At 73.3% G+C, this 25,775-nt stretch carries 18 protein-coding genes and 4 pseudogenes; 11 read left to right on the top strand and 11 right to left on the bottom strand.

Annotation, left to right across the window (positions count from 1 at the left end):
* Positions 1-3,792 (top strand): vWA domain-containing protein, encoded by a 3,792-nt coding sequence (locus tag NRO40_RS28465; RefSeq protein WP_058942977.1) that lies wholly within the window; start codon positions 1-3, stop codon positions 3,790-3,792.
* Entirely contained in the window at positions 3,789-5,801 is a 2,013-nt protein-coding gene (locus NRO40_RS28470; protein ID WP_058942976.1) for a hypothetical protein, read from the top strand. Before NRO40_RS28465 ends, NRO40_RS28470 begins: the two co-directional genes overlap by 4 nt.
* A gap of 78 nt (positions 5,802-5,879) precedes the next feature.
* Here the strand turns inward: NRO40_RS28470 and NRO40_RS28475 are convergent, their stop codons facing one another.
* The 3 genes from NRO40_RS28475 to NRO40_RS28485 all read right to left on the bottom strand — a co-directional run bounded on the left by NRO40_RS28475 (position 5,880) and on the right by NRO40_RS28485 (position 9,860).
* A complete protein-coding gene (locus tag NRO40_RS28475; protein ID WP_306674895.1) occupies positions 5,880-7,175 on the bottom strand; it encodes an alpha/beta hydrolase family protein in 1,296 nt (431 codons plus the stop codon).
* Positions 7,176-7,286: 111 nt separating this feature from the next.
* Positions 7,287-9,008, bottom strand: a complete 1,722-nt coding sequence (locus NRO40_RS28480) for an acyl-CoA dehydrogenase family protein (RefSeq protein ID WP_058942975.1) — start codon at positions 9,006-9,008, stop codon at positions 7,287-7,289.
* A 171-nt stretch (positions 9,009-9,179) separates the two neighbouring features.
* Entirely contained in the window at positions 9,180-9,860 is a 681-nt protein-coding gene (locus NRO40_RS28485) for a PadR family transcriptional regulator (protein WP_079047178.1), read from the bottom strand.
* Between the two features lie 242 nt (positions 9,861-10,102).
* Here NRO40_RS28485 and NRO40_RS28490 point away from each other — a divergent pair, with 242 nt between their 5' ends.
* The 3 genes from NRO40_RS28490 (at position 10,103) to NRO40_RS28500 (ending at position 15,741) form a co-directional block, all read left to right on the top strand.
* Positions 10,103-11,278, top strand: a complete 1,176-nt coding sequence (locus NRO40_RS28490) for a carboxylate-amine ligase (protein WP_058942974.1) — start codon at positions 10,103-10,105, stop codon at positions 11,276-11,278.
* A gap of 177 nt (positions 11,279-11,455) precedes the next feature.
* Complete coding sequence (locus NRO40_RS28495) at positions 11,456-13,243, top strand: N-acetylglutaminylglutamine amidotransferase (protein ID WP_058942973.1); 1,788 nt, start codon at positions 11,456-11,458, stop codon at positions 13,241-13,243.
* On the top strand, positions 13,216-15,741 hold the full coding sequence (locus NRO40_RS28500; protein WP_058942972.1) for a prolyl oligopeptidase family serine peptidase: 2,526 nt from the start codon (positions 13,216-13,218) through the stop codon (positions 15,739-15,741). Before NRO40_RS28495 ends, NRO40_RS28500 begins: the two co-directional genes overlap by 28 nt.
* A 753-nt stretch (positions 15,742-16,494) precedes the next feature.
* Here the strand turns inward: NRO40_RS28500 and NRO40_RS28505 are convergent.
* The 4 genes and pseudogenes from NRO40_RS28505 to NRO40_RS28520 all read right to left on the bottom strand — a co-directional run.
* Complete coding sequence (locus NRO40_RS28505) at positions 16,495-16,740, bottom strand: hypothetical protein (protein WP_257375543.1); 246 nt, start codon at positions 16,738-16,740, stop codon at positions 16,495-16,497.
* Between the two features lie 189 nt (positions 16,741-16,929).
* Positions 16,930-17,250: an antibiotic biosynthesis monooxygenase family protein gene (locus NRO40_RS28510; protein WP_079047184.1), complete on the bottom strand. Its 321-nt coding sequence runs from the start codon at positions 17,248-17,250 to the stop codon at positions 16,930-16,932.
* 634 nt (positions 17,251-17,884) lie between these two features.
* Positions 17,885-17,962: pseudogene (locus NRO40_RS30885) on the bottom strand (hypothetical protein); the annotation flags it as partial.
* A 55-nt stretch (positions 17,963-18,017) separates the two neighbouring features.
* Positions 18,018-18,350, bottom strand: a pseudogene (locus tag NRO40_RS28520) (winged helix-turn-helix transcriptional regulator); the annotation flags it as partial.
* 59 nt (positions 18,351-18,409) lie between these two features.
* Here NRO40_RS28520 and NRO40_RS28525 point away from each other — a divergent pair.
* Positions 18,410-19,015 carry an NAD(P)-dependent oxidoreductase gene (locus NRO40_RS28525; protein ID WP_058942969.1) on the top strand — a complete coding sequence of 202 codons (606 nt, stop codon included), beginning with the start codon at positions 18,410-18,412 and terminating at the stop codon, positions 19,013-19,015.
* A complete protein-coding gene (locus NRO40_RS28530) occupies positions 19,012-19,428 on the top strand; it encodes a nitroreductase/quinone reductase family protein (protein ID WP_058942968.1) in 417 nt (138 codons plus the stop codon). Before NRO40_RS28525 ends, NRO40_RS28530 begins: the two co-directional genes overlap by 4 nt.
* A gap of 140 nt (positions 19,429-19,568) precedes the next feature.
* Here the strand turns inward: NRO40_RS28530 and NRO40_RS28535 are convergent.
* A pseudogene (locus NRO40_RS28535) lies at positions 19,569-19,811 on the bottom strand (transposase); the annotation flags it as partial.
* A gap of 86 nt (positions 19,812-19,897) precedes the next feature.
* Positions 19,898-20,665, bottom strand: a pseudogene (locus tag NRO40_RS28540) (transposase); the annotation flags it as partial.
* 86 nt (positions 20,666-20,751) lie between these two features.
* Between NRO40_RS28540 and NRO40_RS28545 the strand changes: the two are divergent.
* A complete protein-coding gene (locus tag NRO40_RS28545) occupies positions 20,752-21,165 on the top strand; it encodes a hypothetical protein (protein ID WP_058942966.1) in 414 nt (137 codons plus the stop codon).
* A gap of 250 nt (positions 21,166-21,415) precedes the next feature.
* Here NRO40_RS28545 and NRO40_RS28555 read toward each other — a convergent pair whose 3' ends face one another.
* Entirely contained in the window at positions 21,416-21,826 is a 411-nt protein-coding gene (locus NRO40_RS28555; protein WP_058942965.1) for a RidA family protein, read from the bottom strand.
* Positions 21,827-22,698: 872 nt separating this feature from the next.
* Between NRO40_RS28555 and NRO40_RS30890 the strand changes: the two genes are divergently transcribed.
* Both NRO40_RS30890 and NRO40_RS28560 read left to right on the top strand, forming a co-directional pair.
* A complete protein-coding gene (locus NRO40_RS30890) occupies positions 22,699-23,055 on the top strand; it encodes a transposase (protein ID WP_157901888.1) in 357 nt (118 codons plus the stop codon).
* A 26-nt stretch (positions 23,056-23,081) separates the two neighbouring features.
* The gene (locus tag NRO40_RS28560) at positions 23,082-23,213 is read left to right on the top strand and encodes a hypothetical protein (protein ID WP_257375544.1); all 132 of its coding nucleotides are present in this window, start codon (positions 23,082-23,084) and stop codon (positions 23,211-23,213) included.
* A gap of 116 nt (positions 23,214-23,329) precedes the next feature.
* Here the strand turns inward: NRO40_RS28560 and NRO40_RS28565 are convergent, their stop codons facing one another.
* Positions 23,330-23,713, bottom strand: a complete 384-nt coding sequence (locus NRO40_RS28565) for a hypothetical protein (RefSeq protein WP_257375545.1) — start codon at positions 23,711-23,713, stop codon at positions 23,330-23,332.
* A gap of 877 nt (positions 23,714-24,590) precedes the next feature.
* On the opposite strand from NRO40_RS28565, the gene NRO40_RS28570 reads away from it, so the two are divergent.
* A complete protein-coding gene (locus NRO40_RS28570) occupies positions 24,591-25,391 on the top strand; it encodes a hypothetical protein (RefSeq protein WP_157901886.1) in 801 nt (266 codons plus the stop codon).
* Positions 25,392-25,775 lie beyond the last annotated feature (384 nt).

Genomic DNA, 25,775 nt, shown 5'->3' on the forward strand with positions numbered 1-25,775 from the left:
GTGACCCTCTCCCCCGACGAGGCCGTCACCGCCCTCACCGACCCGGCCGGCCCCTACCTCATCGGCGTCCGGCACCACGCGCCCTCCCTGGCCGCGGTGGTCCCCGCCCTGCTGGAGGAGGCCGCACCGGACGTGCTGCTGGTGGAACTCCCCGCCGAGATGGGGGAGTGGCTGCCATGGCTCGCCCACGAGGGGACGCGCGCCCCCGTCGCCCTGGCCGCCGTGCCCGGTGGCCGGGGCGGCCCCGGCGAGGGCGGCGCCGCGCCCGCCTTCTACCCGTTCGCCGATTTCTCGCCCGAGCTGGTCGCCGTGCGCTGGGCCGCCCGGCACGGCGTCCCCGTGGTCGCCTGCGACCTGCCGCTCGCCGACCCGGCGTGGCGGGCGGCCACCGCCCCCGCACCGGGCCGGACCGCGCCGGGACTCCACGACGCGCTGCGCGCCCGCCTCACCGGCCGCCCCGGCGACGACCTGTGGGACCGCCTCGTCGAGGCCGCCGCTCCCGGCTCCCCACCGCACGCACTGCGCCGCGCCGCCCTCCTCACCGGCTGGGCGCTGCGCCAGGACTCCGCGGCGGCCGGCGGGATCAGCCCGCTGGACCTGCGCCGGGAGCGGTGGATGCGTACGGCCCTCGCCGCCGCCACGGGCAACGGCGAACGGGCGGCCGCCGTCGTCGGCGCCTTCCACGCCCCGGCGCTGACCCCCGCTCTCGCACCGCCCGACGACATCCCCGCGCCCCTCCCGGCCGGTGCGGCGGCCGGGAGAGGCGGGGCGGGTGGTACGGACGGTGAGGGCGGCGCGGACGGCATGAGCGGTACGGGTGGTGGCGGCTCCACGTGGACGACGTCGCTCATTCCCTACACCTACGCCCTGCTCGACGCGCGGTCCGGATACCCGGCGGGCATCCGCGACCCCGAGTGGCAGCACCTCGTCCTGACGGCCGCCCAGGACCCCGCCGCACTGGAGGACGCCCTGCTCCGGGCGGCGGTGCGGATCTGCGCCGAACTGCGCTCCCTGGGCCACCCGTCCGGCCCGGTCGACGCCCGCGAGATCAGCCGCCTGGCCGGCGACCTCGCCCGGCTGCGCGGACTGCCCGCCGCGGGCCGTGGCGAACTGGTCGAGGCCGTGCAGACGGTGCTCGCACAGGGCGAGCCGTACGGCAGGGGCCGGGCCGTGGCGCGCGCCATGGAGCGCGTCCTCGTCGGCGACCGCTGCGGCCGCCTCGCGCCGGACGTGCCCCGCAGCGGCCTGGGGCCGGCGGTCGAGGCCGAAGTGGCCAAGCTGCGGCTGCCCGGCCCCGGTACCCGGGCGGCGGACCCCGTGGACCTGCGACTCGACCCGCTCCGCTCCGACCTCGACCGCCGCCGGGAACTGCTGCTGCACCGGCTCGGCGTGTGCGGGGTGCCGTACGCGGAGGCCCGCGAGGTCGCCGGTACGGGAGGCGGCGACGCCCTCACCTCCCGGTGGGAGGTGCGCTGGACGCCCGCCACCGAGGCGGTCCTCGCGGCCGCCGGGGCCCGCGGGGTGACGCCGGCGCAGGCCGCCGAGGGGGTACTGCGCGAACGCCGCCGCGCCGAGGCCGCCGACGGCGGACCCACGGCCGCGCAGGCCCTCGCCGGGCTCGAACAGGCGGCGCGGTGCGCCCTGCCCGCGCTCGTCGACGCACGCCTCGCCGAGGTCGCCGAGGTCCTGCCCGCGGCGGCCACGCTGCCGGAGCTGCTCGCCGGACTGTCCCTCATGGACCGCGTGCGCGCCGGGCACGTCCCCGGTCTCGACACCGACGACGACCGGCTGCGGACGGTGGCCGAGACGACGGAACTGCTCACCGCGGCCGCCGTCCGCCAGATCGACGGCCTCACCGGCTCCGAGGACCCCGCCGACGCCCGCGCCCTGGTCGAACTCGCCCACCGCGCCGATCTCCTGGGCGGTGTCCGGCCTGCCGCCGCCCTGGCGCGCCTCGCCGACGACGGCTCCCCGCTGATGCGCGGCGCGGCCGGCGCCGTACGGGTCCTGCTCGGCCACGAGGAGGCCGCGCGGTTCGGCGCGCGCGCCGCCTCGTGGGTCGACACGGCCGGGGACCCGCCGTCGCGCTCGGCCCTCACCGCGCGCCTCGCCGGGCTGCTGACCGCGGCGGGCCCCCTGCTGGAGACGGCCGCCGTGGCGCTGGAGCCGCTGCTCGACCGCGTCGCCGATCTCCCCGACGGGGAGTTCCTCACCCGCCTGCCCGCGCTGCGCGGTGGGTTCGACACCCTCAGCCCGGCCGCCCGCGACCGGTTGCTCGCCGTCGTCGAGGAGCGGCTCGGCGCGGGCGTCGCCGACACCGGCGACGTCGACCCCGCGGCCCTCGCGCTGTGGACCCGCGCGGACCTCGCCGCCCGCGCCGCGCTGCACCGGCTGGAGCTGCTGCCCCCACCGCCGCCCGGGGTGACGCCCGGGACCGGCACGACGCCGGAAGCAGCCACCCCACCGGGCGTACCGGCAGGGCGGGGCACGGCGGTCGGGGCCTCGGCCGTACGGGGAGCCCCGCCGGCGCCGGAGCCCCCGGCGGCGGGGCACGGCACCGACGGGGAGGCCGACGCCGACGCCCCGGCGCCCGCCACGCACGTGGGGAACCCGGCGCTCCCGGCGGGCCTGGCGCTCCCGGTGGAACAGGCGGAACGGGCGGAACAGGCGGACCCGGCGGGGGAGCGGCGGCTGGCCGCGGCAGACCGCTGGCGGCTCGTGCTGGGCCGCCGTGCCGATCGGCTGCCGCCCGCGGCCGGCGCGCTCGCCACCGCCCTCGACGAGCTGTACGGCGCCGGGCGGGGCGAGGGCAGCCGGGGCGGCCGTCCCGGCGGACCCGGCGGTGGCCGCGAGGCGCCGTACCCCGGGGTGCGCGAGTGGTCGCGGGAGCTGGCGGCGCTGTTCGGTCCCGGCGTGCGCGAGGAGGTCCTCGCGGCGGCCGCCGCGTCCGGCCGCGCGGACGTCCTCGCCGAACTCGACCCGCGCGGCGTGCGCCCCTCCGTCGAGCTGCTGCGCACCGTCCTGCGCCACGCCGGCGGACTGCCCGAGGCGCGGGTGGCCGCGCTGCGCCCGCTGGTGCGCCGCCTGGTGGACGAGCTCACCCGGCAACTGGCCACCCGTCTGCGGCCCGCCCTGCACGGCACGGCGCTGCCCCGCCCCTCCCGTCGCCCGGGCGGCGGCCTCGACCTGGCCCGCACCCTGCGGGCCAACCTCGCGACGGCCCGCCCCGGCCCCGACGGCACGGTCGTGATCGTCCCGGAGCGCCCGGTCTTCCGCGCCCGCGCCCGGCGGGCCGCCGACTGGCGGCTCGTCCTCGTCACCGACGTGTCCGGGTCCATGGAGGCGTCGACGATCTGGAGCGCCCTCACCGCCTCGGTCCTGGCCGGGGTGCCGACCCTGTCCACGCACTTCCTGGCCTTCTCCACCCAAATCGTCGACCTCACCGACCACGTCCACGACCCGCTGTCCCTCCTGCTGGAGGTGAGCGTGGGCGGCGGCACCCACATCGCCGCCGGGTTGCGCCACGCCCGTGAGCTGGTCACCGTGCCGTCCCGCACCCTCGTCGTGGTGGTGAGCGACTTCGAGGAGGGCTACCCCGTGGGCGGTCTCCTCGCCGAGGTCCGCGCCCTGGTCGGCGCGGGCTGCCACGTCCTCGGCTGCGCGAGCCTCGACGACTCCGGCCGTCCCCGCTACTCCACGGGCGTCGCGGCGCAGCTCGTCGCCGCGGGCATGCCCGTGGCCGCCCTCAGCCCGCTCGAACTCGCCCAATGGGTAGGGGAGAAGATCTCATGAGCCCGCACCTGCCGGCCGTCGCCCCCGAGGTGACCGCCGAACTCGTCGCCGCGCTCCCGCCCCGCCTGCGCAAGCGGCTGGACGGCGGCATCGCGAAGCTCTCCGCCCGCCCGTTCGTACGCGACGGCGACGTCGTCCGGATCGCCGTCGACGACGACACGGAGCTCGAACTGCACGCTCCCGGCGGCACGGTGACGACCGCCGAGGCGATCCGCTGCGGCTGCCTCCTCGCGCCGGCCTGTCTGCACCGCGCCGCGGCGGCCTCGGCGGCGCCCATCGCCGACGGCGACACGGGGCACGACGCGGACCCCGTCACGGGCGCGGACCGTGACGGGAGCACCGGACCCCTCGGATCCACGGCACCCGACGCTCCCCACGCGCCCGGCAGCCCGGACGGTCCGGCCCGCCCCAGCGCGCCCGACCGGCCCGACGGGTGCGGCGACTCCACGCGGCCCGGCGACTCCACGCGACCCGACGGCCGCGCGGGGCCCGACGGCCGCACCCTCCCCGAGGGCCCCCACGCCCCGGGCGCCGGCGCTGACCCGCGCGCGACCGCCGAACAGCGCGCCGCCGCCGAGGCGGTCCTGGGGGCGGCGGCCGCCGTGCTCGACACCGGCACCGACGGCGCCGGCGCGGTCGCCCAGGCGGAACTGCTCCGCGCCGCCCACGCCGCCCGCCTCACCGGACTGCCCCGCACCGCCGCGACGGCGGTCGCCGTCGTCAACGGCCTGCGCGCCGCGCGGTCGGCGGATCCGGCGTACCGACTGGCCGACCTCGCCGGGCGGTTCCGCGACCTGCTCGCCACCGCGCACCGCCTGCCGTACGCCACCGGGACCGAGCTGGCGGAGCTGCGGGGCACCGCCCGCCGGCCCTACACCCCCGAGGGGTCCCTCCGCCTCTACGGCCTGTTCTGCGAGCCCGTCGTCACGGCGAGCGGCTACGCCGGTGCCGTCACCTGGACCACGGATGCGGAGGGTCGGCTTCACACGGTGTCGGACGTCGCGCCGGGCGGTCCCGCGCGCGCCACCGGCGCGGCCGACCGCGCGGTACGCCTCGGCGACACGGCGCTCACCCACCGCCGGCTCTCCCGCGAGGGTCTGGCGGTCTCCGGGGCGACCGTCTCCGCGGACGGCAGGCTCGGCGCCGGTTTCGGCGTCCGGGCCGTACGCGCCCGGGGCGCCGGGTGGCACGAGGACCCGCTCGACCGCCTGTGGGCCGTGCCGGTCGCCGAACAGGTCGCGCGGGCCCTGGCCGGCGAGCGCCACGGGCTGCTCTTCCTCGACCTCTCCGTCGTCGGCACGGTCCGCGAGGCCGCCGGCGACTGCCTCCTCGCCGCCTGCGGGGGCGTGACGGTGCGCCTCACCGCCGCCGACGACCACCCCGACCTCGCGTACCGGGAGAACCTCCGCCTGCTCGCCGAGACCCGGGGCACGCCGCTGCGCGCGGTCGCCCGCCTCGTCCCGGCGTCCCACGCCCGTGCCGGGCTCCTGGCGGCCACGCACCCCACCGAGGCGGGGACCCGTCTCGACCTGGGCCTCGACCGGCTCCAGCGAGCGGACCTCCCGCCGGCGGCCGCGACGGGGCCCACCACGCAGGCCGGGCGCACCATGCCGGCCGGGCCCCCCAGGCAGGCCGGAGCCACCGCGCCCGACGGGCCCACCGCGCCGGTCGGGTCGGCGGTGACCGTGCCCGATACCGTCGCCGACCAGTCCCCGCTGCACCTCCTGCGTCGTCGCGTGCACCAGGCGGTCTCGGGCGGCCGCCGGATGCTCGCGCTGGACCGGGACGCCGCCGCCGACGCGCGGCACCTGCGCCGGCAGGGGCTCGCCACCGCGGCCGACCTCCTCGAACGGCTCCACGCGGCCTCCGCCGACCGCGGGCGCGACCCCTTCGGCCGCCTGCTCCCGGTGGACACCGGTCACTTCGCACGGTCGTGGCTCGCGGCCGCCGTCTACGCGGACGAGGTCGACCGCGCCCTGTGCGCGGCCGCCTGGGGCGGGGAGGTGTGACGAGGGAGGTGTGACGAAAGAGGTGTGACGAGGGAACTGTGACGGGACAGCCCTTCGGCACCCGCGGGGCGGGCGGGCTCAGGACCGCCGGCGGTCGAAGAAGTCGACGACCAGCGGCAGGGCCCGCTTCACCGAGGTGTTGTGATCGACGGCCCCCACATCGGTGAGCACGTGATCGGCGCGGTTCCGCTCCAGTTGGGCGACGCAGTGCCGGGCGTGCGCGAAGACGACGTCCTGGTCCCCGCTGCCGTGGAAGAGGTGCACGGGGACGTCCGGCCGCCAGTCGCAGGTGCGGTCAAGCACCCGCAGCCTGCGTGCGAGCTCGCCGTCGGGCTTCCTGATCCGGTCCAGGAAGGCGGGGGTGAACAGCTCGCGCGAGGTGGCCGGCAGCGCCTCCATGAGGTCCCGGGCGCTGTGGCGGCCGTCGAAGAGCTCCTCGATCCGCTGGTCGTACGGGGCACGGAAAGCCTCGGCGGGCGCGCCGTACAGGCCGTACACGCGGTTCCAGGCGGTGGCGAAGTAGGCGAGGTACAGGGGCGCGTGGTCGACCGCGTCGTCGGCTGCCGCGGCCTCGAAGGCGCTCAGCTCGAAGGGGCCGGACACGGGGGCCAGCGCACCCGCGCGGAAGTACGGGTCGCGCCCCTCCTCTTGTAGGGCCCGGCCCACCAGCATCGTCGCCGGGCCGCCCTGCGAGAACCCGCTGATCTGCACCTCGCGCACCAGGTCGCGGCCGGTGCCCCGGGCGAGGGCGCGCGCGGCGCGCAGCCCGTCCACGGCGGCGGAGACGGTCGCGGCCGGATCGCCGTACGGGTGGAACCCCTCGCCCCTGCCGAGGCCGACGTAGTCCGGAGCGGAGACCGCCCGTCCGGTGGAGGCGAAGAGGAGCGCCGCCCGCCGGTCGTTGGAGGCGGGGTTGACGGAGGCGACCTCGTCGCGGTGGACGGTGGTGCCGTGCAGCCAGGACACGACCGGCAGGGAGGCGCGCCGGGTGTGCGGCAGGACGACGAGCTGGCTCGCCGTGGTGGGGGCGCCGGCGCTGTCGGTGGTGCGGTACAGCACGCGGTACCAGGTCGCCCCGTACCGCACCCGTGAGGCGTCGATGCCCGAGTCCCGCAGGCTCAGCGACACCTCCGCCGCGGTCATGCTGCCCCGGGCCTCGACGGCCACGACCGTCCCCGGCGCGGCGGCACGACCGCCCCCACGGGCGACCGCGGACGCGGTCCTCGCGGCCGACGTGGTGGTCGCCTCCGGGGTGGTGGTCGTGGCGGTCGCGGCGGGGGCGGGCAGGAGCGTGGCGGCGGCCACGGCCGCGGCCACCATGGGGGCCACGACGACGAGACGGGACCTGGACGGCTTGCGGTGGGTGATGTCCATGCCCCGATCCTGTCCGGTCACGCCGACGGGCGACATGGGGCGGCCACCCCGGCGGAGGGGGGGCCGGCCACCCGGGGTCCACCCAGGGGTCCGGCCGCCCACCGGGAGGGGTTACGGCGCCATCTCGTACGCGCCGGACAGTGCCTCGACGCGCTGCCAGACCCGGGCCGAGCGGTCCTCGTCGACGACCGGCCGCCGCACGGCGCCCAGCGCCCACACCTGCTGGGCCTCGGTGGCGGAGTCCTTGCCGTGCAGTTCGACGGCGTGCGCGGAGAAGTCCCGCACGAGGACGGCGAACAGCTCGTCCAGCACGTCCTCGTCGAGTCCGGTCAGCCCCGCCTGCTCCAGGATCAGCTGGCCGTGGACGACCAGCGCGAAGAGCTGGCCGACGGCGAGGAGCAGATCGAGGTCGCGGCTCTGCTCCTCGTCGGGCGCGGCCGTGGTGACGAACGCGCACAGGGCGTCGGCCTGCTCGCGGAAACGGCCCACGTTGGGCAGGTGCGCGTACGCGTCGAAGGCCGGGCGCCAGTCGTGGAAGCGCACCGAGCCGAGGCCGCGGGCCGGGCCCTGGCGGAAGAGGAAGTCGTCGTCGGCCGCGTCGAGCCGGGTCGGCACGGGCGCGTACTCCGCCGGGTCGAGGAGGTGGTTGCGCAGGAACTTCAGGATGAGCGCGAGGTTGACGTGGACCGTGCCCTCCAGCTTCGGCAACCCGCGGATCTCGATCGCCGCCTGGGCGAAGTAGTTGTCCTTCTCGAAGCCCTTGGCGGCGATCACGTCCCACATCAGGTCGATGACCTTCTCGCCCTCCGTGGTCACCTTCATCTTCGTCATCGGGTTGAAGAGGAGGTAGCGGCGGTCGTCGGGGCCGGCCGAGCGGAAGTAGTCGACGGCGCGGTCGCTGAACAGCTTCATGCCGACGAGGCGGACGTACGCGTCGGTCAGCTCGCGGCGCACGTGCGGGAACGCGGTGACGGGGCGGCCGTACAGGATGCGGTTGTGGGCGTGGGTGACGGCCTCGTACATCGCGTGCTCGCAGATGCCGATGGAGGCGGTGCAGAGGTTGAACTTGCCGACGTTGACGGTGTTGAGGGCCGCGTCGAAGGCGGCGCGGCCGGTGTGCAGGACGTCCTCGGCGGCGACGGGGTAGTCCTCCAGGCGGAACTCGCTGACGTACTTGGAGGAGTCGACGACGTTCTTCACCAGGTGGTAGGCCGGGTGGCGGCTGTCGGCGGCGAAGAAGACGTACCCGTCGGGGCCCTCGACGTCCGTGCGGCGGCCGAAGACGGAGACGAGCCCGGCGGCGTTGCCGTTGCCGATGTAGTACTTGGAGCCGGTGGCCCGGAAACCGCCCTCGCCGTCGGGCTCCAGCAGCATGTCGGTGGAGTAGATGTCGGCGCCGTGGTTCTTCTCCGACAGGCCGAACGCGAACACCTCGCCCTCGGCGAGGAGCCGCGCGGCACGCTCGCGGGCGGCGGCGTTGTCGCTCTGCCAGACCGGGCCGAGGCCGAGGATCGTGACCTGCCAGGCGTACCAGTAGTCGAGGCCGTAGAAGCCGAAGATCTCGTTGAGGGCGGCGATGCGGGCGGTGTCCCACCGCTTGTCGGCGTGGCCGTCGGCGGCGCCGGCCGGAGTGAGGAAGGTCGCGAAGAGCCCCTCCTTCGCGGCGAAGTCGAGGAAGTCGCCCAGCCACGCGCGCGAGCGGTAGTCCTCGATGATCCGGCGCTTGCCGCGGCTCTCGAACCAGTCGACGGTGGCCCGCAGCAGCCTGCGGGTCTCGGGGTCGAAGTGCGCCGGGTCGTAGGTGCGCGGGTTGAACAGCAGCGGGTCGGCCATGGGGTCCGCCTTCCTGGTGAGGGTGCGTGGATCGCGAGTGGAACGGAGTGGAGTGGTCGTGGGTGCCGGGGCCGGGGCGGGCCGCGGCCCGGGGCGGCGGGTGCGGACCGGCGGCGGGGGCGGGCGTGCGCGGCTGCGCCGGCGGGGGGGAGGGGTCCGGGACCGTGCGGCTCAGCCGCCGCCGGCCGGACCGTCGGTGGTCCGGCGGTCGGTGGTCGGGCCCGCGCCGGCCGGGCCCGCGCCGTCGCCGTTCGGACCGTCGCCGTTCGGACCGTCGGTGGTCGGACCGGCGGCTGTGAGGCGGCGCAGGGTGGCGAGGACGTCGTCGAGCCAGGCGATCGTCATCCGCTCGTACGCGATGCCGCCCCGCAGTACGACGTGCTGCAGCTCGCGCCCCGCGTCGGGCGCCGCGCCGTCGGGCGCGGCGGTGTCCGGGGGCGGGAAGTCGCGTGCCTCTCCCGCGAGGTAGTGGGCGAGGCGGTCGGCGTGCGCGCGCCGGTGCCGCTCGACCTCCCGGACGAGCGCGGCGGGGTCGTCGAACGCGGCGCCGCGGATGCGTACGGCCAGGTCGTGGCGGAGGCTCTCGGGTTCGACCGGTTCGCGCAGCCACGCGGAGAGGGCGGCCCGCCCCGCGGCGGCGACCGAGTACTCCTTCTTGTCCGGGCGGCCCTGCTGGGGCACGTCCCGGACGTCGACCCAGCCGTCGCCCTCCATGCGCTTGAGGACGCGGTAGATCTGCTGGTGCGTCGCGGTCCAGAAGTGGCCGATGGACCGGTCGAACCGCCGGGCCAGCTCGTATCCGGAGCCCGGCTGCTCCAGCAGGGAGACGAGGATCGCGTGGTCGAGCGCCATGCCCCGATCTTCTATGCAACTTGTTGCATAGACAAGCCGCGCGGCCCGGGTGAGACGCGGCTCACCCCAGGTCGGAGGGGACGCCGGGACAGCGTCCCGGGGGAGGCCGGGACCCGCCCGGACGCCGCCGCCACCCCGCCCGGTCGCCCGCTTCGAAATGGGTCAGGCGTGTTGCCGGCGCTACGGGGCACCCGGTTGGGGCGAGCGCGGGTCACGCCGCGCACTGGTCAGGAGGAGTGACGGTGACGCTCAATGTGGGAGTGGAAGAGGAGTTCCATGTCCTGGAGGTGGAGACCGGCAAGCTGGTCCCACGGGCCGGGGACGTGCTTCAGGGACTGCCGAAGGGCCGCTACACCACGGAGCTCCTGCAGTCGACCGTCGAGTCGAACAGCGACGTGCACAGCACGATGGACTCCCTGTGGGCCGACCTGATCGAGTCCCGGGGACGCCTCGGCGGCAACGCCGCGGGCCACGGCCTGGCGGTCGTGGCGGCCGGGACCGTGCCCTTCGCCGGCACCGGCGCGGGCCGGGTGACACCCGACCGCCGCTACCGGCACATGGTCTCCGAGTACCGGCAGATCGCCGACGAACAGCTCATCTGCGGCACCCACGTGCACGTCGACGTCCCCGACCGCGACACCGCGGTCCGCATGATGTGCATGATCTCGCCCTGGGCGCCCGTCCTGCTGGCGCTCTCCGCCAGCTCCCCCTTCTGGGACGGGGCGGACACCGGGTACGCGAGCTGGCGCACCATGCTCTGGCAGCGCTGGCCCACCGCCGGCCCCGCCGGCTGCTTCGCCGACGCCGCCGCCTACGACGCCGCGGTCGCCGAACTGATCGACTCCGGCGTGGTCACCGACCCCGGGATGATCTACTACGACCTCCGGCCCTCCGACCACCAGCCCACCCTGGAGCTCCGCGTCTGCGACTCCTCGCCGAGCGCCGAGACGGTCGTCCTGATCGCCGCGCTCTTCCGGGCCCTGGTGATGCGCGCGACCACCCGCTTCGAGTCCGGCGGCACCGCGTCCGCGCGCTGCGGCGGCCGGCACGAATGGCTGCGCGCGGCCACCTGGCGGGCGGCGCGCTCCGGCCTGGAGGGCGACCTGATCGACCCGGTCTCCCGCCGTCCCGCCCCCGCCGCCCGCGTCGTCCGCACCATGCTGGCCCGGCTCCGCCCGGAGCTGGAGGCGTGCGGCGACTGGGAGACCGTGCGGGAACTGAGCGAGAAGGCCCTCGCCGACGGCAGCGCCGCGCACCGCCTGCGCCGCACCGCCGCCCAGGACGACCTGCTCGCCTGCGTGGACGAGCTCATCGCGCTGACCCGCGGCCCGGGCGGCCGCCGCGACCACGTCCCGGCCTCCGCGAGGACCGCCCGGGCGGGTCTGCGCCGCGGCCCCGTGGAGCCCATCGGCGGCTGACCCCGCCCGCGCGACGGCCCCCGGACCACCCGGCCGGGCCGCCATGTACGAGGAACACACGAGAAGGAGGATCCGCATGTCCGGCGATACCACACCCCAGGGTCGCCCGCCCGCCCGAGGCATACGACAGCCCGGCCACGAGGCGGCCGAGGCGCTCCACCCGGGGGGTGACACGCGATGTGCGGCCTGAGCGGTGAGATACGGTTCGACGGCGGCCGCCCCGACGTCGACGCGGTACGGCGCATGAACGACCGCCTGGCCCCGCGCGGCCCCGACGGCGAGGGCCTGTGGAGCCAGGGCCCGGTCGCCCTCGGCCACCGTCGGCTGAAGATCATCGACCTGTCCGACCGGGGCGCCCAGCCGATGACCGACGGCTCCGACGCCGCCGCGACCGGCGTCTTCAACGGCTGCCTGTACAACTACCAGGAGCTGCGGCGGGAGCTGCAGGGCCTCGGTCACCGCTTCGTGTCCACCTCGGACACGGAGGTGCTGATCAAGGCGTACCTGGAGTGGGGCGTCCAGTGCGTCGACCACTTCCTCGGGATGTTCGCCTTCGCCCTCGTCGACCACCGCACCGGGCAGGTCGTCCTCGGCAGGGACCGGCTCGGCATCAAGCCGCTGTACCTGGCGCCCGGCCCCGGGCGGCTGCGGTTCGCCTCCTCCCTGCCCGCCCTCCTCGCCGCCGGCGGGGTGGACACCTCGATCGATCCGGTCGCCCTCCACCAGTACCTGACCTGGCACGCGACCGTCCCCGCACCGCGCACGATCCTCAACGGCGTGGCCAAGCTCCCCCCGGCCACCGTCCGCGTGGTCGAGACGGACGGCACGTACCGCGACCGCCACTACTGGCAGCCGTCGTACACCCGCCGCCCCGAGCACGACGGGATGACCACGGACGAGTGGCGGGACGCCGTGCTGGAGGCGCTGCGCGTCGCCGTCCGCCGCCGCATGGTCGCCGACGTGCCCGTAGGCGTGCTGCTCTCCGGCGGTCTCGACTCCAGCCTGGTCGTGGCGCTCCTCGCCGACGAGGGCCAGCGCGACCTCGCCACGTTCAGTGTCGGCTTCGAGTCGGCCGGCGGGGAGCAGGGCGACGAGTTCCACTACTCACGACTCATGGCCCGCGAGTTCGCCACCGACCACCACGAGCTGATGGTGCCGTCCACCGAGGTGTCGGGCGCGCTCGACGCCGCCGTCGCGGCCATGGCCGAACCGCAGGTGAGCCATGACGTGATCGCCTTCCACCTGCTGTCCCGGCAGGTGTCCGAGCACGTCAAGGTGGTGCAGAGCGGCCAGGGCGCCGACGAGGTCTTCGCCGGCTACCACTGGTACCCCCGCCTCGCCGTGCCGGTGCGGGCGGACGCGGCCGACGCGTACGCGGAGGCGTACTTCGACCGTACGCACGCCGACCTCGCCCGCATCGTGCAGCCCCACATGCTCCCCGGCGAGGACGTCTCGATGCAGTTCGTCCGGGAGCACATGGCCACCCCCGGGGCCGAGACCGCGCTGGACGCGGCCCTCAGGCTGGACACCCACGTCATGCTCGTCGACGACCCGGTCAAGCGGGTCGACAACATGACCATGGACTGGGGCCTCGAGGCCCGGGTGCCCTTCCTCGACCACGAGCTGGTCGAGCTCGCGGCGGCCTGCCCGCCCGAGCTGAAGCTCGCCCACGACGGCAAGGGCGTGCTCAAGGAGGCCGGCCGCAAGCTGCTCCCGACCGAGGTCGTGGACCGGCCCAAGGGGTACTTCCCGGTCCCCGCGATCAAGCACATGGCCGGACCGGTCCTGGAGCGGGTGCGCGAGGCGCTGGAGGCCCCCGCGGCCAAGGGGCGCGGCATCTTCCGGGACGAGTACGTGGCGGAGCTCCTGGCGGCGCCCGAGGAGCACCGTACGAGGCGAGGAGCGAACGGCCTGTGGCAGGTAGCGTTGCTGGAGCTATGGCTGCAGAAGCACGGCATCAACTGACCGGTCCCCGGCGGGACGAGGGGGACGCCCCGGTCGCCGCCCCCTCGACCGTCCTCCTGGCGCCGGCCGAGGGGGCCCGGGACGAACCGGTGCGGTTCACGGCGCACGGCTGCTGGTACCCGTCGGCCGACCCGTACGGTGCACAGGTCGCGTTCGTCTGCGACCGCGGCGGCGTGCCCCAGTTGTGGACCGGACCGGTCGACGGCGGCGAGGCCCACCTCCTCGACGCCGGCCCGGACCCCGTGTCGGAGGTGGCGTGGTCGCCCGACGGCCGGTGGATCGCCTACACCACCAGGCCGGGCGGCGGCGAGCACTCCCGCGTGCTGTGCGTACGCCCCGACGGCACCGGGCGCCGCGTCCTCGCGGGCGCAGAACCCGGTACCTCCGCCTACCTGGGGTGCTGGCTCCACGACGGGTCCGCCGTGGCCGTCACGGTCGCCGCCCCCGCGGAGGGGACCGGGCACGCCCCCGGTGAGTCCGCGCCGGGCGAGGCGGAACCGGCCGAGCCGTCCGCCGTCGGACTGCCGGCGGGGTGGCGGGAGCGCGACGGCCGCGCCGTGCTCCTCGGCGGGGCGCACCACGGCGACGTCGCCCCCGCCGTCCGGCCGCCGACCGTCCTCCTGCCCGACGGGACGGCGTCCCGGCCGGCCACCCACGCGCGGTACGACGACCTGTTCACCGGAGCGGCCGCGCGACCGGCGGACGGTGCCCTCCTCGACGCGACCGCCCTCGACGGGGCGTACCGCGACGGGGCGTACCGCGACGGCGTCCTCCTCGACGGGACGCTCTCCGACACGACGCGGCTCGACGGGACGCTCACGGGGACGGCCACCGGGCCGGGCCCCGAGGGGCCGACGGTGCGCGCGGGCAACGGCCTCGCGGCCTACCTCGTGGACCCGGACGGCGTGGCGGCGCCGGTCCTGGTCGCCGTCGAGCGGACGGCCGCCACCCTGCGCATCTGCGACGTCAGCCGCGACGGACGGCTGGCCGTCCTGCGGCGCGGCCCGCGCAACCGGCGGGAGGCCGTGGTCGTGCGCCTGTCCGACCTGGGCACGGCGGCCGCCGTGCCGGTCGCCGACGGGGACCCGTGGATCGGGGCCTTCTCACCGGACGGGCGGCGGCTGTGGCTGCGCAGCGACGCCGACCGGGAGTTCGCCGCCCTGCTCGCCGCCGACCTGGCGCCCGACGGGAGCGTCACCCGGCTGTCGGTGGCCGCCGAGCGCGACGGTGTCGACCTGGAGCTGCTCACCGTGGACCCCGAGGGTCGCGGCGCCTTCCTCGCCTGGAACGACGGCGGCCTGAGCGACCTGGAGTTCCGCCCGCTCGCGGACGCGCCGGAGGCCCCGGACACCTTGGGCGCTCCGGAAGTCCCGGTCGCCCCGGAACCGTCGGACGCCCCGAATGACCTGGCCGGCCTGGCCACCCCGGACGCCCCGGACCTGTGGGAGGGTCCCGGTGATCCGGACGGGCCGAGGACCGTGGTGGCGGCCGGGCACGGGGTCGCCCTGCCCCACGAGGTCGCCACCAGGGTCGCGCCCGCCGGCACGGGCGGCGCGGCCGTGGTCGCGCTCAGCGGCTCACAGCGCCGCCCCGGCGTCTGGTGGCTGCCCGGCACCGGGGAGCCGCTGCGGACGCCGTGGTCGTCGCGTGACGAGGAGGCGGTACCACCCGGCCGCCGGCCCACCCGCCCCGTCCGGCACCGCTTCACCGCGCGCGACGGGACGCCGCTCAGCGGCTGGTACTACCGCGCCCCCGGACGCGGCCCCACCCGGCCCGCCCCCTGCGTGATCCACCTGCACGGCGGCCCGGAGGAGCAGGAGCGGCCCGTCCTCGACCCGCTCTACCACGAGCTGCTGGGCCGTGGCGTCGACGTGTTCGCGCCGGACGTGCGCGGCTCGTCGGGCCACGGGCGGGCCTTCGTCGACGCCGACCTCGGCACCGGCCGGTTCGCCGCGATCCAGGACGTCGCCGACTGCGCCGCGCACGCCGTCCTCGCCGGTCCCGCTGACCCGGCACGGCTGGGCGTGATGGGCCGCTCGTACGGTGGCTACCTCGTCATGGCGTCCCTTGTCTGGCACCCGGAGCTGTTCCGCACGGGCGTGGCCGTGTGCGGCATGTCCGACCTCCAGACGTTCTTCGCCGGGACGGAGCCGTGGATCGCCGAGTCCGCCGCCCACAAGTACGGCCACCCCGAGCGGGACCGCGAGCTGCTGCGGTCGCTCTCCCCGCTCCACCGGATCGACGCCCTGCGCGTGCCCGTGCTGGCCGTCCACGGCGAGCACGACACGAACGTGCCGCCGGGGGAGTCCGAGCAGTTCGTCCGGGCGGCCCGCGACCGCGGGATCCCCGCCGAGCTGCTGACCCTCCGCGACGAGGGGCACGACTTCCAACGGGCGGACAACCGGCGCTTCTTCCGCCGGACGGCGGCCGACTGGCTGGAACGCCACCTGGTCGGCGGGGGCGGCGGCGCCCCGCCCTTCGGGCACGGCGAGGAGTGAGCCACGGCCCGTACCGCCCGCCGGACCCCCGTGCGTCCGGCGGGCGGCGGTCGGGCCGGCGGTGCCTCGCGCCCGGAGCGGGACCCCACCGGCGTGGTGGCGGCCAGGCGGCTCCCGTACACACCGGTGGCCGTTGCGGCCCGGATCCTTCCGCCTTCGGTGGTGTGCTGGTTCCACCCGCCCTGGCCTCCTGCCCGCAGCCGGGTACGGGGGGCCGGGGTCGAGGTCTCCCTCCTCGCGCACTGGCCGCTCCCTCCCACGCGGAAGGGCAAGCGCATGCGCCCTGTCCGCTTCACCGAGTTCGTCGTCACCACCGTCCGGCCCCGGGCCGCCCGTGTGCACACCTTGGCGGAGGCGGGCGACACCCGGCATCCGTTCGGTGTCGGGATCACGCCGGGTGCCGGTGGCCGTGAGGCGAGGTGGCAGTTTACCGGGCAGCTGCCCGAGGGGGCGAAGCGCGACACCTTCACGGACGAGCCGGTAGCCGGCGCGCCGCCGTGCTGGCGGGCGCGCAGTGCCCGGAGGTCGCGGCGATCGAGCGGTGGTCGACCCGGCCGGACGCGACCCCGGCAGTCAGAGGCCTCACCCTCACGTTCCACAACGGGGCGCGGATCTTCGCCCGGCTCCTGTGACGTCGATACGGCGGGTCGTACCCAAGCCTCAGCAGCGGCGGTCGGTGATGAAGTGACCGACGGCCAGGTCCCGTCCTGCCGGCATCGTCCGGGGAGCAGCGCCAGGGCCTGTCAGCGGACCTCAGGCCGCCGTACCGGTCGCCGCCGGCCCCGGATGACTCCCGAGAACGAGAAGGGACCGGCACAGCCGGCGGAACCCGCAAGGGGTTCGGCTGTCGAGGCGCTCGTTGTCGTAGTGCTCGTCGCCGATGAGGACCGAGGTGGCGTGGACGGGAAGGCCGGCCGGCGTGCGGGGGACGTCCTGAGAGGTCTGGCGGGTGAAGCCGAGGTCGGCCCGCTGCGGCAGTTCACCCTGGCCCACTCCCACCTACCGCAGCCATCCCGCGCAGGCTCGCGCCCTGCACCGCCGTCCGCGCCGGCGCAACGCCGACGCCCGCCACCTCGGCGTACTCGCCGCCCGGCAAGGAACGCGCCCGCATCCGCAGCGAGAGGAACATCCGCTGGGGCGGCAGACCACAGCACAAACAGCAGTCTGAACAACCTCCCGGCCAGGAACCTACGGTCGGTGTACCGACACGACCTCGTACGGTACGAGGTCGAGCGTCGCGATCTTCAGTACTTGCTCCATGCACGCCCGCACGTCGGCGTCTTCGCGCGCGGCCGCCAGATCCGCTTGCGAGCGCCACTGGTTGTAGTTGGCCACTCGAGTGCCCTCAAGACCCCGGTGAATATTGGCTTGCACATAGCCAGGTTGCTTCGGCATGACCTCCCGCGCCATGTACTGGAGCAGCTCGATGAGACGTTGCTGATTCTCGGGAGCGACGGTGAAGACATTGATGTAAGTGACCAGGCCGTCGCCCGTACTGATCTCGGTCATGCTCGATATCTCCTCGCAGGCGCTGTGGATCACGGTGTCCGTCACAGGAGGCAACACGGATCGACACCGCGTTTCTTCCAGGCCATGGCACTGCGCAACGCGCCCGCCCGCCACGGAAGTTCGGCGCCCGGGGCCTTCCCACACGCCAAGCTTGGCGAGCGCCTGGCTGAGCCCTGTGCGCTGCGACAGTGGCCCGTCCTGCTCCTGGGAGAATCTGCAGGTGAGGGGCTGCCCGAGCTTGCGCGAGCGAGCCGTGGCCACCTGGACAACGAAGTCCCGTCGTGACGACTGAGCAGGCGGGGACGGTCTCCCGTCCTCAGAAGGTCCAGGCAGGCCAGGCCGATTCCACCCGAGCGCATCGCAGGCCGGGAAGCAACGACCAACGCGGCGAACCAATCCGGTCACAGCACTGGCTCGACGGGCGCCTGGGGCGTTCGTCGAGGCCCAGGCGCAGCTCGTCCAGGAAGGACAGGTCGGGGCGGAAGCCGGTCAGGACGATCCCTCGTCGGCCGGGTCCAGGCGCGCCCGTCCTCGCCGACCAGGACGAGGCGGACCAAGGTGAAACCGCTTCGCGAAGCCGGGGCCACACGCCGGCCTCAGTCCACTCGGCCAGGCGCCGCCGGCATGTCATGCCCGAGCTGAAGCCCGGCTTGTGCGGCAGGTGGTCCCATGCGATCACGGTATGCAGGACGAACAGGATGCGCTGGAACATCAGCCGACCCCGAAAGGCTTGCCTCCTGCGCGTCGATCAGCTCGTCCCAGTGCTCCCGCGTCCATTCGCAGGCTGCGTCCAGCGGGCCCAGCAGGCCCCGGCCGAGTGGGGTCAGGGCGTACTCGACACGGTGCTCCGTGCCCTCGTACTCCTCCCGTACGACGAAACCGTCCCGTTGCAGCCTCCGCAGGGACTGGCTCAGCGACTTGGCTGTGACGCCACGCAGCGGGACCTTGAGCTCCGAGAATCGGCGCGGGCCGTCCTGCAGGCAGCGCAGAATCAGCGCGGCCCACTTGTCGCCCACGCGGAACGGCACCAGCGGGGACGGGCAGACGGGGTCGAACATCTCGGGATCCAAAGGGGTCCGTTCAGCCTGCGGCTTCGTCATGATCCACACCGTAGGGAGGTATCCGGTCGGAAACCAGCCCTCGGCCTACGCTCCTGCCCATGGAAGCAAAGAGCAGCAAAATCATCGTCTTCGGCGCGGGCGGCCGGGTCGGCCGGGCGGCCGTGGCGGAGGCTCGCAGGCGGGGCCACGAGGTCACGGCGGCCGGGCGGACCGAGGGGAACGTGACGGACCCGGCGGCCGTAGCACGGCTCGCGGTCGGGCACGATGCGGCGATCGTCGCCGTGTACGACCCCGGGGCGCCCCCCGGCGAGTTCTTCCCAGCCGTGGCCCGCGCCCTCGCGGAGGGGCTCCCGGCGGCCGGGGTGAAGCGGCTGGTGTCGGTCGGGCTGGCATCCGTACTGCCCACCGCGTCCGGCGACTTGCTGACGGATACTCCCGGATACCCACAGGAGTGGCGGGAGTTCTACGTCGGCCATGGCGCCGGCACCGAGGCCCTGCGGGCGGCCGCACCGGAGGCGCTGGACTGGGCGGTACTGAGCCCGGCGGGGGACTTCGACCATGAGGGCGAGCCCTCGGGCAGGTACGTGCTCGCTCCGGCAGCCGCCGACAGCCGGATCACGTACGGGGACTTCGCTCGCGCGCTGCTGGACCAGGCCGAATTCCCGACTCTGCACCGGACCCACGCGGGAGTGTCCGCCGCATGACCGACACGATCCACGACAACCCGACCCCCTGGGTCGCTGACCACATCCGCCGCTTCGAGGAGACCGGCGGCCACCCCCGCCCCGGGGTGGCCGACCTGCTCCTGACCACCCGGGGCCGCAGGTCCGGCCTGCTGCGCCGCACGGCGCTGGCGTACGTCCGGGATGGGGATGCGTACGTCCTCACGGCGTCCAACGCAGGCGCGGACCGCCACCCCTCCTGGTACCTGAACCTGCTGGCCATCCCGGAGGTCACCCTCCAGGTCGGCGGGGCCACCTTCCCGGCCACGGCGTCAGAATCGGCCCGCCTGTGGCCGGCGGTGGTGGACGCGATGCCCTCGTACGCGGCCTACCGCACCGCGACCACCCGGAAGATCCCCCTGGTGCTGGTCACCCCGACGAGGCGGGCGAGCTGACGGTCACGCGAAACGAGTCCCGTACGCTCCCTGCGCGCCCGCGTCGAGAGGACGCGGCCTGCACCGTGCAGCAGCCGTACGCAGCCCGGGCCACCCGGCTTGTCGGTGACGACGCGGTCGGGCGGGTCCGGGGACGCCCCGGTCCGGTCCACCTGCCCGACGGCGTGGGAGTGCTGCTGGACGTGGGCCAGGAGGCGGTCCCCGGTGCCGTCGGCGGACCAGTGCCGGAAGCGTTCGTAGGCCGTCTTCCACGGCCCGCAGCGTTCGGGCAGGTCACGCCAGGTAGCCCCGGTGGACATCTTCCACAAGATCCCGTTGACGACCTGGCGCCGGTCCCGCACAGGCCTGCCCATCCGGCCCGCCGCCGGCAACGGAGCGTTCAACGCCCGCGACCCATCTGTCTGTTCATGCCGGCGCACCACGAACCAAGCAATGAGCGATCCCCTCCGCGGACACGACCTGAGGGCTGTCCGGCGAGGGCGAGGTTGGGCATGCGGGCGATGCCGAGCATGGCGTGGTGGACGCCGTCGCCCTTGAGTCGGCAGTCAGGGAGGGTCTTCCCGGTCTTCATCCGGGCGAATACGTGCTCGACGCGGGCTCGGACCTGCTTGTGGGACTTGTTGTGTTCCTCTTTCGAGTCCGGGAGTCGGATCTGGCCGTGCTTGCGGCGGTGGGCGATGACGAGTCCGGTGCCTGGGTGGCCGCCGTCGGCGATCGTGAGGGTCTCGCCGACGGCTGCTTTGGCGCCGGATTCCTCCCATGCCTTGCAGTCGTTGCGGTTCCCGGCGAGCGGTCGGCCGACCACGACGACCAGGCGGGTGTCGGCGTCGATGACGATCTGGTGGTTGGTGGAGTACCGGTAGTTCTCCGACCGCTCGGCGATGGTGTGGTCGCGGGTGGGGACCAGGGTGCCGTCCACGATGAGTACGGTGTCCTTGGCGAACCGCTTGCGGGGCTGGAGAGCGAGCATCGGCCCGAGGTGGTCGATGATCCGGCTCGCTGCCGACTTCGAGACCCCGAACAGCGGCGCGGGCTGCCGCATGGTGAGGTTCGTGCGCCAGTACGCGGCCACCAGCAAGGCTCGGTCCTCCAGCGGGAGGCTCCACGGCCGGCCCGTGCGGACCGCGTCCGCACCCTCACGGCGCAGCACGGTCACCAGCTTGCCGAACTGCCGCGGCTTCAGCCCGGTGAACGGGGCTATCCAGGACGGTTCCGACGCCGTGATCACACCGGCCACGGCAAGATCGTCTCATCTTGGCCCTCCTGCCTCTGGCTGGACACAACTCAGTCGCCCGGACGGATTCGGCATGAGAACCTCCACCCGTGGCTACGGAAACCGAGGTCGGAGAACTGTTGCACCAGCGCGGCTGGCGGACGGCATTCACGGTCGCTGAAATGGTGGATGCGTGGGCCGCCCTGACAAGCGACATCGAGCGCGGCTACGGCGACTACATCCACGAGTACACCAACGACCTCTACTGCCGAAACTGGCTGCACGAGGCGTGGCTCCTGCTGGACGACCACATCGTGCAGCTCTGGACCCCACAGATCAAAGCTCTGGACGACCGGTACAAGGCCGCGACCATCGACGACGACGGCATGGCACTCGACCAGTTCCACAGGCTCCCCGGCCCCGACCTGTGGTGGTGGCGGCGACACCCCCGCATCCTCACCGGAGACCTCGGGCGTTCGCTTCGCTCGGCCGGCGCCATCGGCACTGCCCCGGGCACGGCCTGACCCTCAGCCTTACAGGATTACGGGACGACTCTTAGCCATCACGCCGCAATCGTCGCTATTTGCGCCGTCGGCAGATCAAGGACACTATCCCCCCGAGTACCGGGAGCAGTGGCCCACCGTAGGCGCCGTGGCAGCGCCGGCGGTGGGCCGGCAGGGTTCGACACCTACATCTTTCACGGCATGGTGGCCGTCGCAGCACTACGCCGACGGTTTGACTCCTGCCCCACCGAGGAGTCCGTATTGCTCAGGTTCACCGGACGAGCCCGATTGCCTCGATCTCGATCATCCACTCAGGGTCGGCGAGTGAGGAGACCTCCACGAACGACTCCGCGAGGTGGGGCTTGTCCGGGAAGTGCTCCGCGCGCAGCTTGGCGAAGATGCCCTGCTGTGCGATGTCGGTGACGAACACAGTCGCCTTGACCACGTCGGCGAGGCTGGAGCCCGCGTTCGTCAGGACCGTCGACAGATTCGCGAGTGCCTGACGAGCTTGCGTCTCGAAATCCCCGGCGCCGACCGTGGCCCCCTGGGCGTCAATGGGCGCCTGCCCCGATGTGAAGACCAAATTCCCGACTCGAATGCCGAGCGAGATGCCGGCCGACTCGTACCAGTCGTGCTCCGCGGAGACGCGCACACGCTCGGTAGCGGGCTGTGTAACGGGCATTGCTGACACTCCCTCAAAAAACGCAACAGCAGCCGGGGTAGCTGGGTCCAGCCCCCGACTTGATCCACCTACGACAGCACCGGAGCATCGAGATCCATTCCCGAGGGATCACAGTTCACCTCGGCACAGGTCATGGTGCAGGGGCCAGGGTGAGAGTTTCCCACGCACACGAGCGCGCCACATGTGTCGTCTCGCGGGAGGTAGGGCCCGCGACCTTGGAGGCTGTGTGGCGCGTGACCGGATCGGGCTGGCTGAGGTGCTGGTGGCGACGGAGGCTGCCGCGCCGGTGGACTCCTCGATCTCGTCGTCGCGCGTAACCTGCGGGACCCGGGTCCGCGCGGGGTATGTGTCGTTTCTGATATGCCGACATCTTGGGCCGGGCTTGCTGCGGGCCCATGACACCGCCGGCCACCTCCGGAAGACCGCGCCGAGCGGATCCCCCTCTCCGACAGCGGCGTCTACGACGAGGTCCTGCGTACCGTGCGGGTGCCGGACGACGGGCAGGGGCAGCGGGTGCTGGCCCCACTGACGAACGTCGGCGACACCATCGGCGTCATGGAGCTGTTTCTTACTGAGGTCACACCGCAGGTGCCGGAACAGGTGGTGGAGGCCGCGCACGCGCTGGCATGTCGGCGTACTGCCGAAGGCGCACAGCCGGGTACGGACGAACGTGCTCAGTGCCTGCAGCCTGAGTCAGAAGCTGCGGTACTGCCACCAGCGCCGCCATGCCTCCAACGCGGCAGACGGCCGATGCCGTCCTTTGGCTTTCGTCCTCACCCCCCGGCCCGGCCGGGAACGCGCCCGTCGTTACCGACGTGATGGCTCGTCTCCGTCTTCCCCGCGCTGCTGGACGACCCCGCACCACCCCGGACATGATCCTGGGCGACAAGGCGTACCTCCGCCCGCGCCATCCGCCATCATCTCTGCGCAAGCGCGGCATCCGCACGGTCATCCCGGTCCCGGCCGACCAGCGCGCTCACCGCTTGCGTCGAGGGAGCCGGGGAGGCAGGCCACCAGCCTTCGGCCGCGAGACGTACAAGCAACGCAACACCGTCGAGTGGTGCATCAACCGATGGAAGCAGTGGCGTGGCATCGCCACTCGCCATGAAAGGACGGCGACCGTCTACACAGCCGGACTCTACGTCGGTGGCATCCTTCTCTGGACTGCCAGACCCACGACTCATGAGCAGGAACGAACCGCATCCTCCCAGGCGCCGGGGCTGCGGTAGTGGTTCTTGTGCCCCGCGGCGAGTACATGGCGCAGTTCAGCAAGGTGCTGCGTGTTCGTGGGGAGATTCAGCTGGTGGAGGAGAGCCAGTGCGGCAGCCGGTTCCAGGTCGCCGTAGACGTCGTGGAAGCTCGCCCGAAGACCGCGGAAGAGGGCTGAGTGCAGGACGGGCAGCCGCACGGCTGTGCCGTACGTCGGCTCCTTCACCGTCCAGCGCACCGGTCCCGAACACTCCAGAACCCGACGGGCTCGGCGGACCAGGGCTTCCGATCGCCCTACCGGCCGACGTGCTGTGGGACGGCTACCGTCTGCGGTTGGAGGCGGACCGGGACGCCGAGGCCGTCGTCTACTCGCTGTGGGTGGACTGGTTCGAGGACCACACCACTTCCGCGATGGCTGCCTTCCGCACTTTCGTTCGCGAACCGGATCTCGCACGTGACCCAGTATTCGTTAAGGAGATCCAGCAGCCCGAAGGCCAACCGCACCTGGTCAGCTGCATCCAGGTCTTCGGCAAACACATCGCCGGCCAAGGAATGTGCCACATGGTTGGCTGTGAGCAACACGTCCGGCTTCTCGTCGCTCACCCACCCGTCGCGCACCTGGCTGACGCCCTGATGAGCCAGCCAACGCCGTGCCGCCTCCACGGCTTGCATCTCCATTCGGGAAGTATGACAAGCCTCGCTAGATCCGAACCAAGCGGACTAGGGGCTGTTGCGAAAGTGGATCTTGTTCGTCGGTGATCAGGTCCCGTGGGACGTGGGGTTTTGACGAATGGCCAGTGGGCCCGGCTTGAGCCGCTGCTGCCGCGGGGCGTCAAGCCGGGCCGTCCGCAGGTGTGGACGCGGCGACAGTTGACCCCTGACCACCCTGGGCAGCACCTGGGGAACCAGGACACCTCGCGAGAACGACGCAGCCCTGCGTGGACCCGCTCCTCCCGGTTACCCTTGGCTTTCCAACTTGCGCCTGCCGGGCTTAGGGGGTGAGAATTGGAGCAGGAAATGCATCACATTCCCGGCTTTGTGCATGGAAGCGGCAGTTCCCTTCGCCAGCCGGTCTGGAACTAGACGCAGGTCGCCCTCCCTCGATAGCTGAGGGCTCCCTCCGCCTCGTCTTCTCGGGGAACTCCCCCTTGCGTTCTCGCTGCGATCTTCAGCCGCTGCTCAGGCTGGGCAACATTATCTACTGCTTCTGGTGTATCGCAGCCACGTCCACTCACCTCCGTGAGATTCGGACCTATGCGGAACCTATCCGCTCACGAATGCCGGTACCGATTTCCCTGCGCCTATCCGTGGGTCACGAGGCGGTGCAGTACTTGACGGAGCTGTCTCATGACGACAGCGCAGGTCCCAACAATCAACAACTGCGTAGACAATTCCAGCCAACTACACCAGGACGGGGAGCAGTCATGGCGAAGGTATTTGGAACGAGCGACACGGATGACGGAGTTCTCGGAGTCAGTCAGGCCACCGGAAGGCTGGCGTTGCCGGTGTCGACGAAAACGGCGGCAACGGACTATACGGCCGCGGCCTCAACGGTGTGTGGGGACACGGAAAGGGAGGTGACGGTGTTCTGGGACTGACCGAATCCGCCGCCAAATCCGGCGTCGCCGGAGTCAGCGACCACGGCGGAAACGGCCTGTACGGCAGGGGGCGGACCGGCGTAGCGGGAGAAGGGAAAGCCGGGAACGGTGTCTACGGGGTAAGCGATACCGAAGACGGCGTCATTGGGGTGGGCAAGATTGCCGCTAAGGCAGGCGTGGCGGGCGTCAACGACAACGGTGGCACCGGCGTATACGCCAGGGGCCGCAACGGCATATTCGCAGTCGCTCTGACCAACCCGGGCGGGGGCAAGGCGGGTGTATTCCAGGGAGACGTTGAGGTCACCGGCGACTTGATCCTGACGGGTGGAGATGTAGCCGAAGAATTCGATGTCTCTGAGCAAGTAGGCGGCCCTGCCGAGATCGGCCCGGGCACGGTCGTGGTCCTGGACAGTGGTGGGTCGCTAGCGCCGTGCAAACACGACTACGACACCAGCGTGGCGGGTGCCGTCGCCGGCGCGGGGGACCGCGCCCCGGCTCTCGTCCTCGATCGTCGCCCGCGCGAAGGAAGCGAAGGAGCTCGCCGATCGGCTGTCGCTGTCACAGGCAAGGTCTGGTGCCAGGCGGATGCCTCTTCTCGGCCCATCCGTGTTGGCAACCTCCTTACGACGTCCTCGACTCCAGGTCATGCGATAGCCGCCGTCGACAGAGACGCAGCCTTTGGCGCCGTCCTCGGGAAAGCACTGACCCCCCTGGAATCGGGCACAGGGTTGGTTCTCGTCCTCGTCGGCCTTGCCTGACCGGATCTAACTTGCTGGCATCCCCTTGACCCGGCCACCATCCCAACAGGCCGGCTCCTTGAGATGTGAACTCGAGTGAACGAAGGCCGCAGTAGCGCTTCGCATCAACGATCTGCTGTGTCGACAGACGCGACAAATGGGAACAATTGACGAGGAAATTGCCATGCCTAGACTGCGAACTGCAATCCATAGCGCTCGCGATAGAGGCGTGTTGCCGCAATATAACCCCGATGGAAATGTCCGCGAATTGTGTCGCCGCCTTGACCTGTCGGCTCCGATCTCCACGCGCTCTCTCATCCAGCTACTGGATAGCCTGCACATCGTGGGCCCCCATCCGGGGGGAGGCGGTGGAACCTCGGGGGGAGGCGGTGGAACGCCCGCACA

It is taken from the genome of Streptomyces changanensis (assembly GCF_024600715.1).
GTDB lineage: Bacteria > Actinomycetota > Actinomycetes > Streptomycetales > Streptomycetaceae > Streptomyces > Streptomyces changanensis.

Bases quoted from the DNA above. Each gene is read 5' to 3' on its own strand.
- NRO40_RS28470 (WP_058942976.1), top strand. From the start codon at position 3,789: ATGAGCCCGCACCTGCCGGCCGTCGCCCCCGAGGTGACCGCCGAACTC.
- NRO40_RS28565 (WP_257375545.1), bottom strand. From the start codon at position 23,713: ATGGAGATGCAAGCCGTGGAGGCGGCACGGCGTTGGCTGGCTCATCAG.
- NRO40_RS28500 (WP_058942972.1), top strand. From the start codon at position 13,216: ATGGCTGCAGAAGCACGGCATCAACTGACCGGTCCCCGGCGGGACGAG.
- NRO40_RS28480 (WP_058942975.1), bottom strand. From the start codon at position 9,008: ATGGCCGACCCGCTGCTGTTCAACCCGCGCACCTACGACCCGGCGCAC.
- NRO40_RS28510 (WP_079047184.1), bottom strand. From the start codon at position 17,250: ATGACCGAGATCAGTACGGGCGACGGCCTGGTCACTTACATCAATGTC.
- NRO40_RS28485 (WP_079047178.1), bottom strand. From the start codon at position 9,860: ATGGCGCTCGACCACGCGATCCTCGTCTCCCTGCTGGAGCAGCCGGGC.
- NRO40_RS28495 (WP_058942973.1), top strand. From the start codon at position 11,456: ATGTGCGGCCTGAGCGGTGAGATACGGTTCGACGGCGGCCGCCCCGAC.
- NRO40_RS30890 (WP_157901888.1), top strand. From the start codon at position 22,699: ATGATCCTGGGCGACAAGGCGTACCTCCGCCCGCGCCATCCGCCATCA.
- NRO40_RS28555 (WP_058942965.1), bottom strand. From the start codon at position 21,826: ATGCCCGTTACACAGCCCGCTACCGAGCGTGTGCGCGTCTCCGCGGAG.
- NRO40_RS28560 (WP_257375544.1), top strand. From the start codon at position 23,082: ATGGCGCAGTTCAGCAAGGTGCTGCGTGTTCGTGGGGAGATTCAGCTG.
- NRO40_RS28525 (WP_058942969.1), top strand. From the start codon at position 18,410: ATGGAAGCAAAGAGCAGCAAAATCATCGTCTTCGGCGCGGGCGGCCGG.
- NRO40_RS28530 (WP_058942968.1), top strand. From the start codon at position 19,012: ATGACCGACACGATCCACGACAACCCGACCCCCTGGGTCGCTGACCAC.
- NRO40_RS28475 (WP_306674895.1), bottom strand. From the start codon at position 7,175: ATGGACATCACCCACCGCAAGCCGTCCAGGTCCCGTCTCGTCGTCGTG.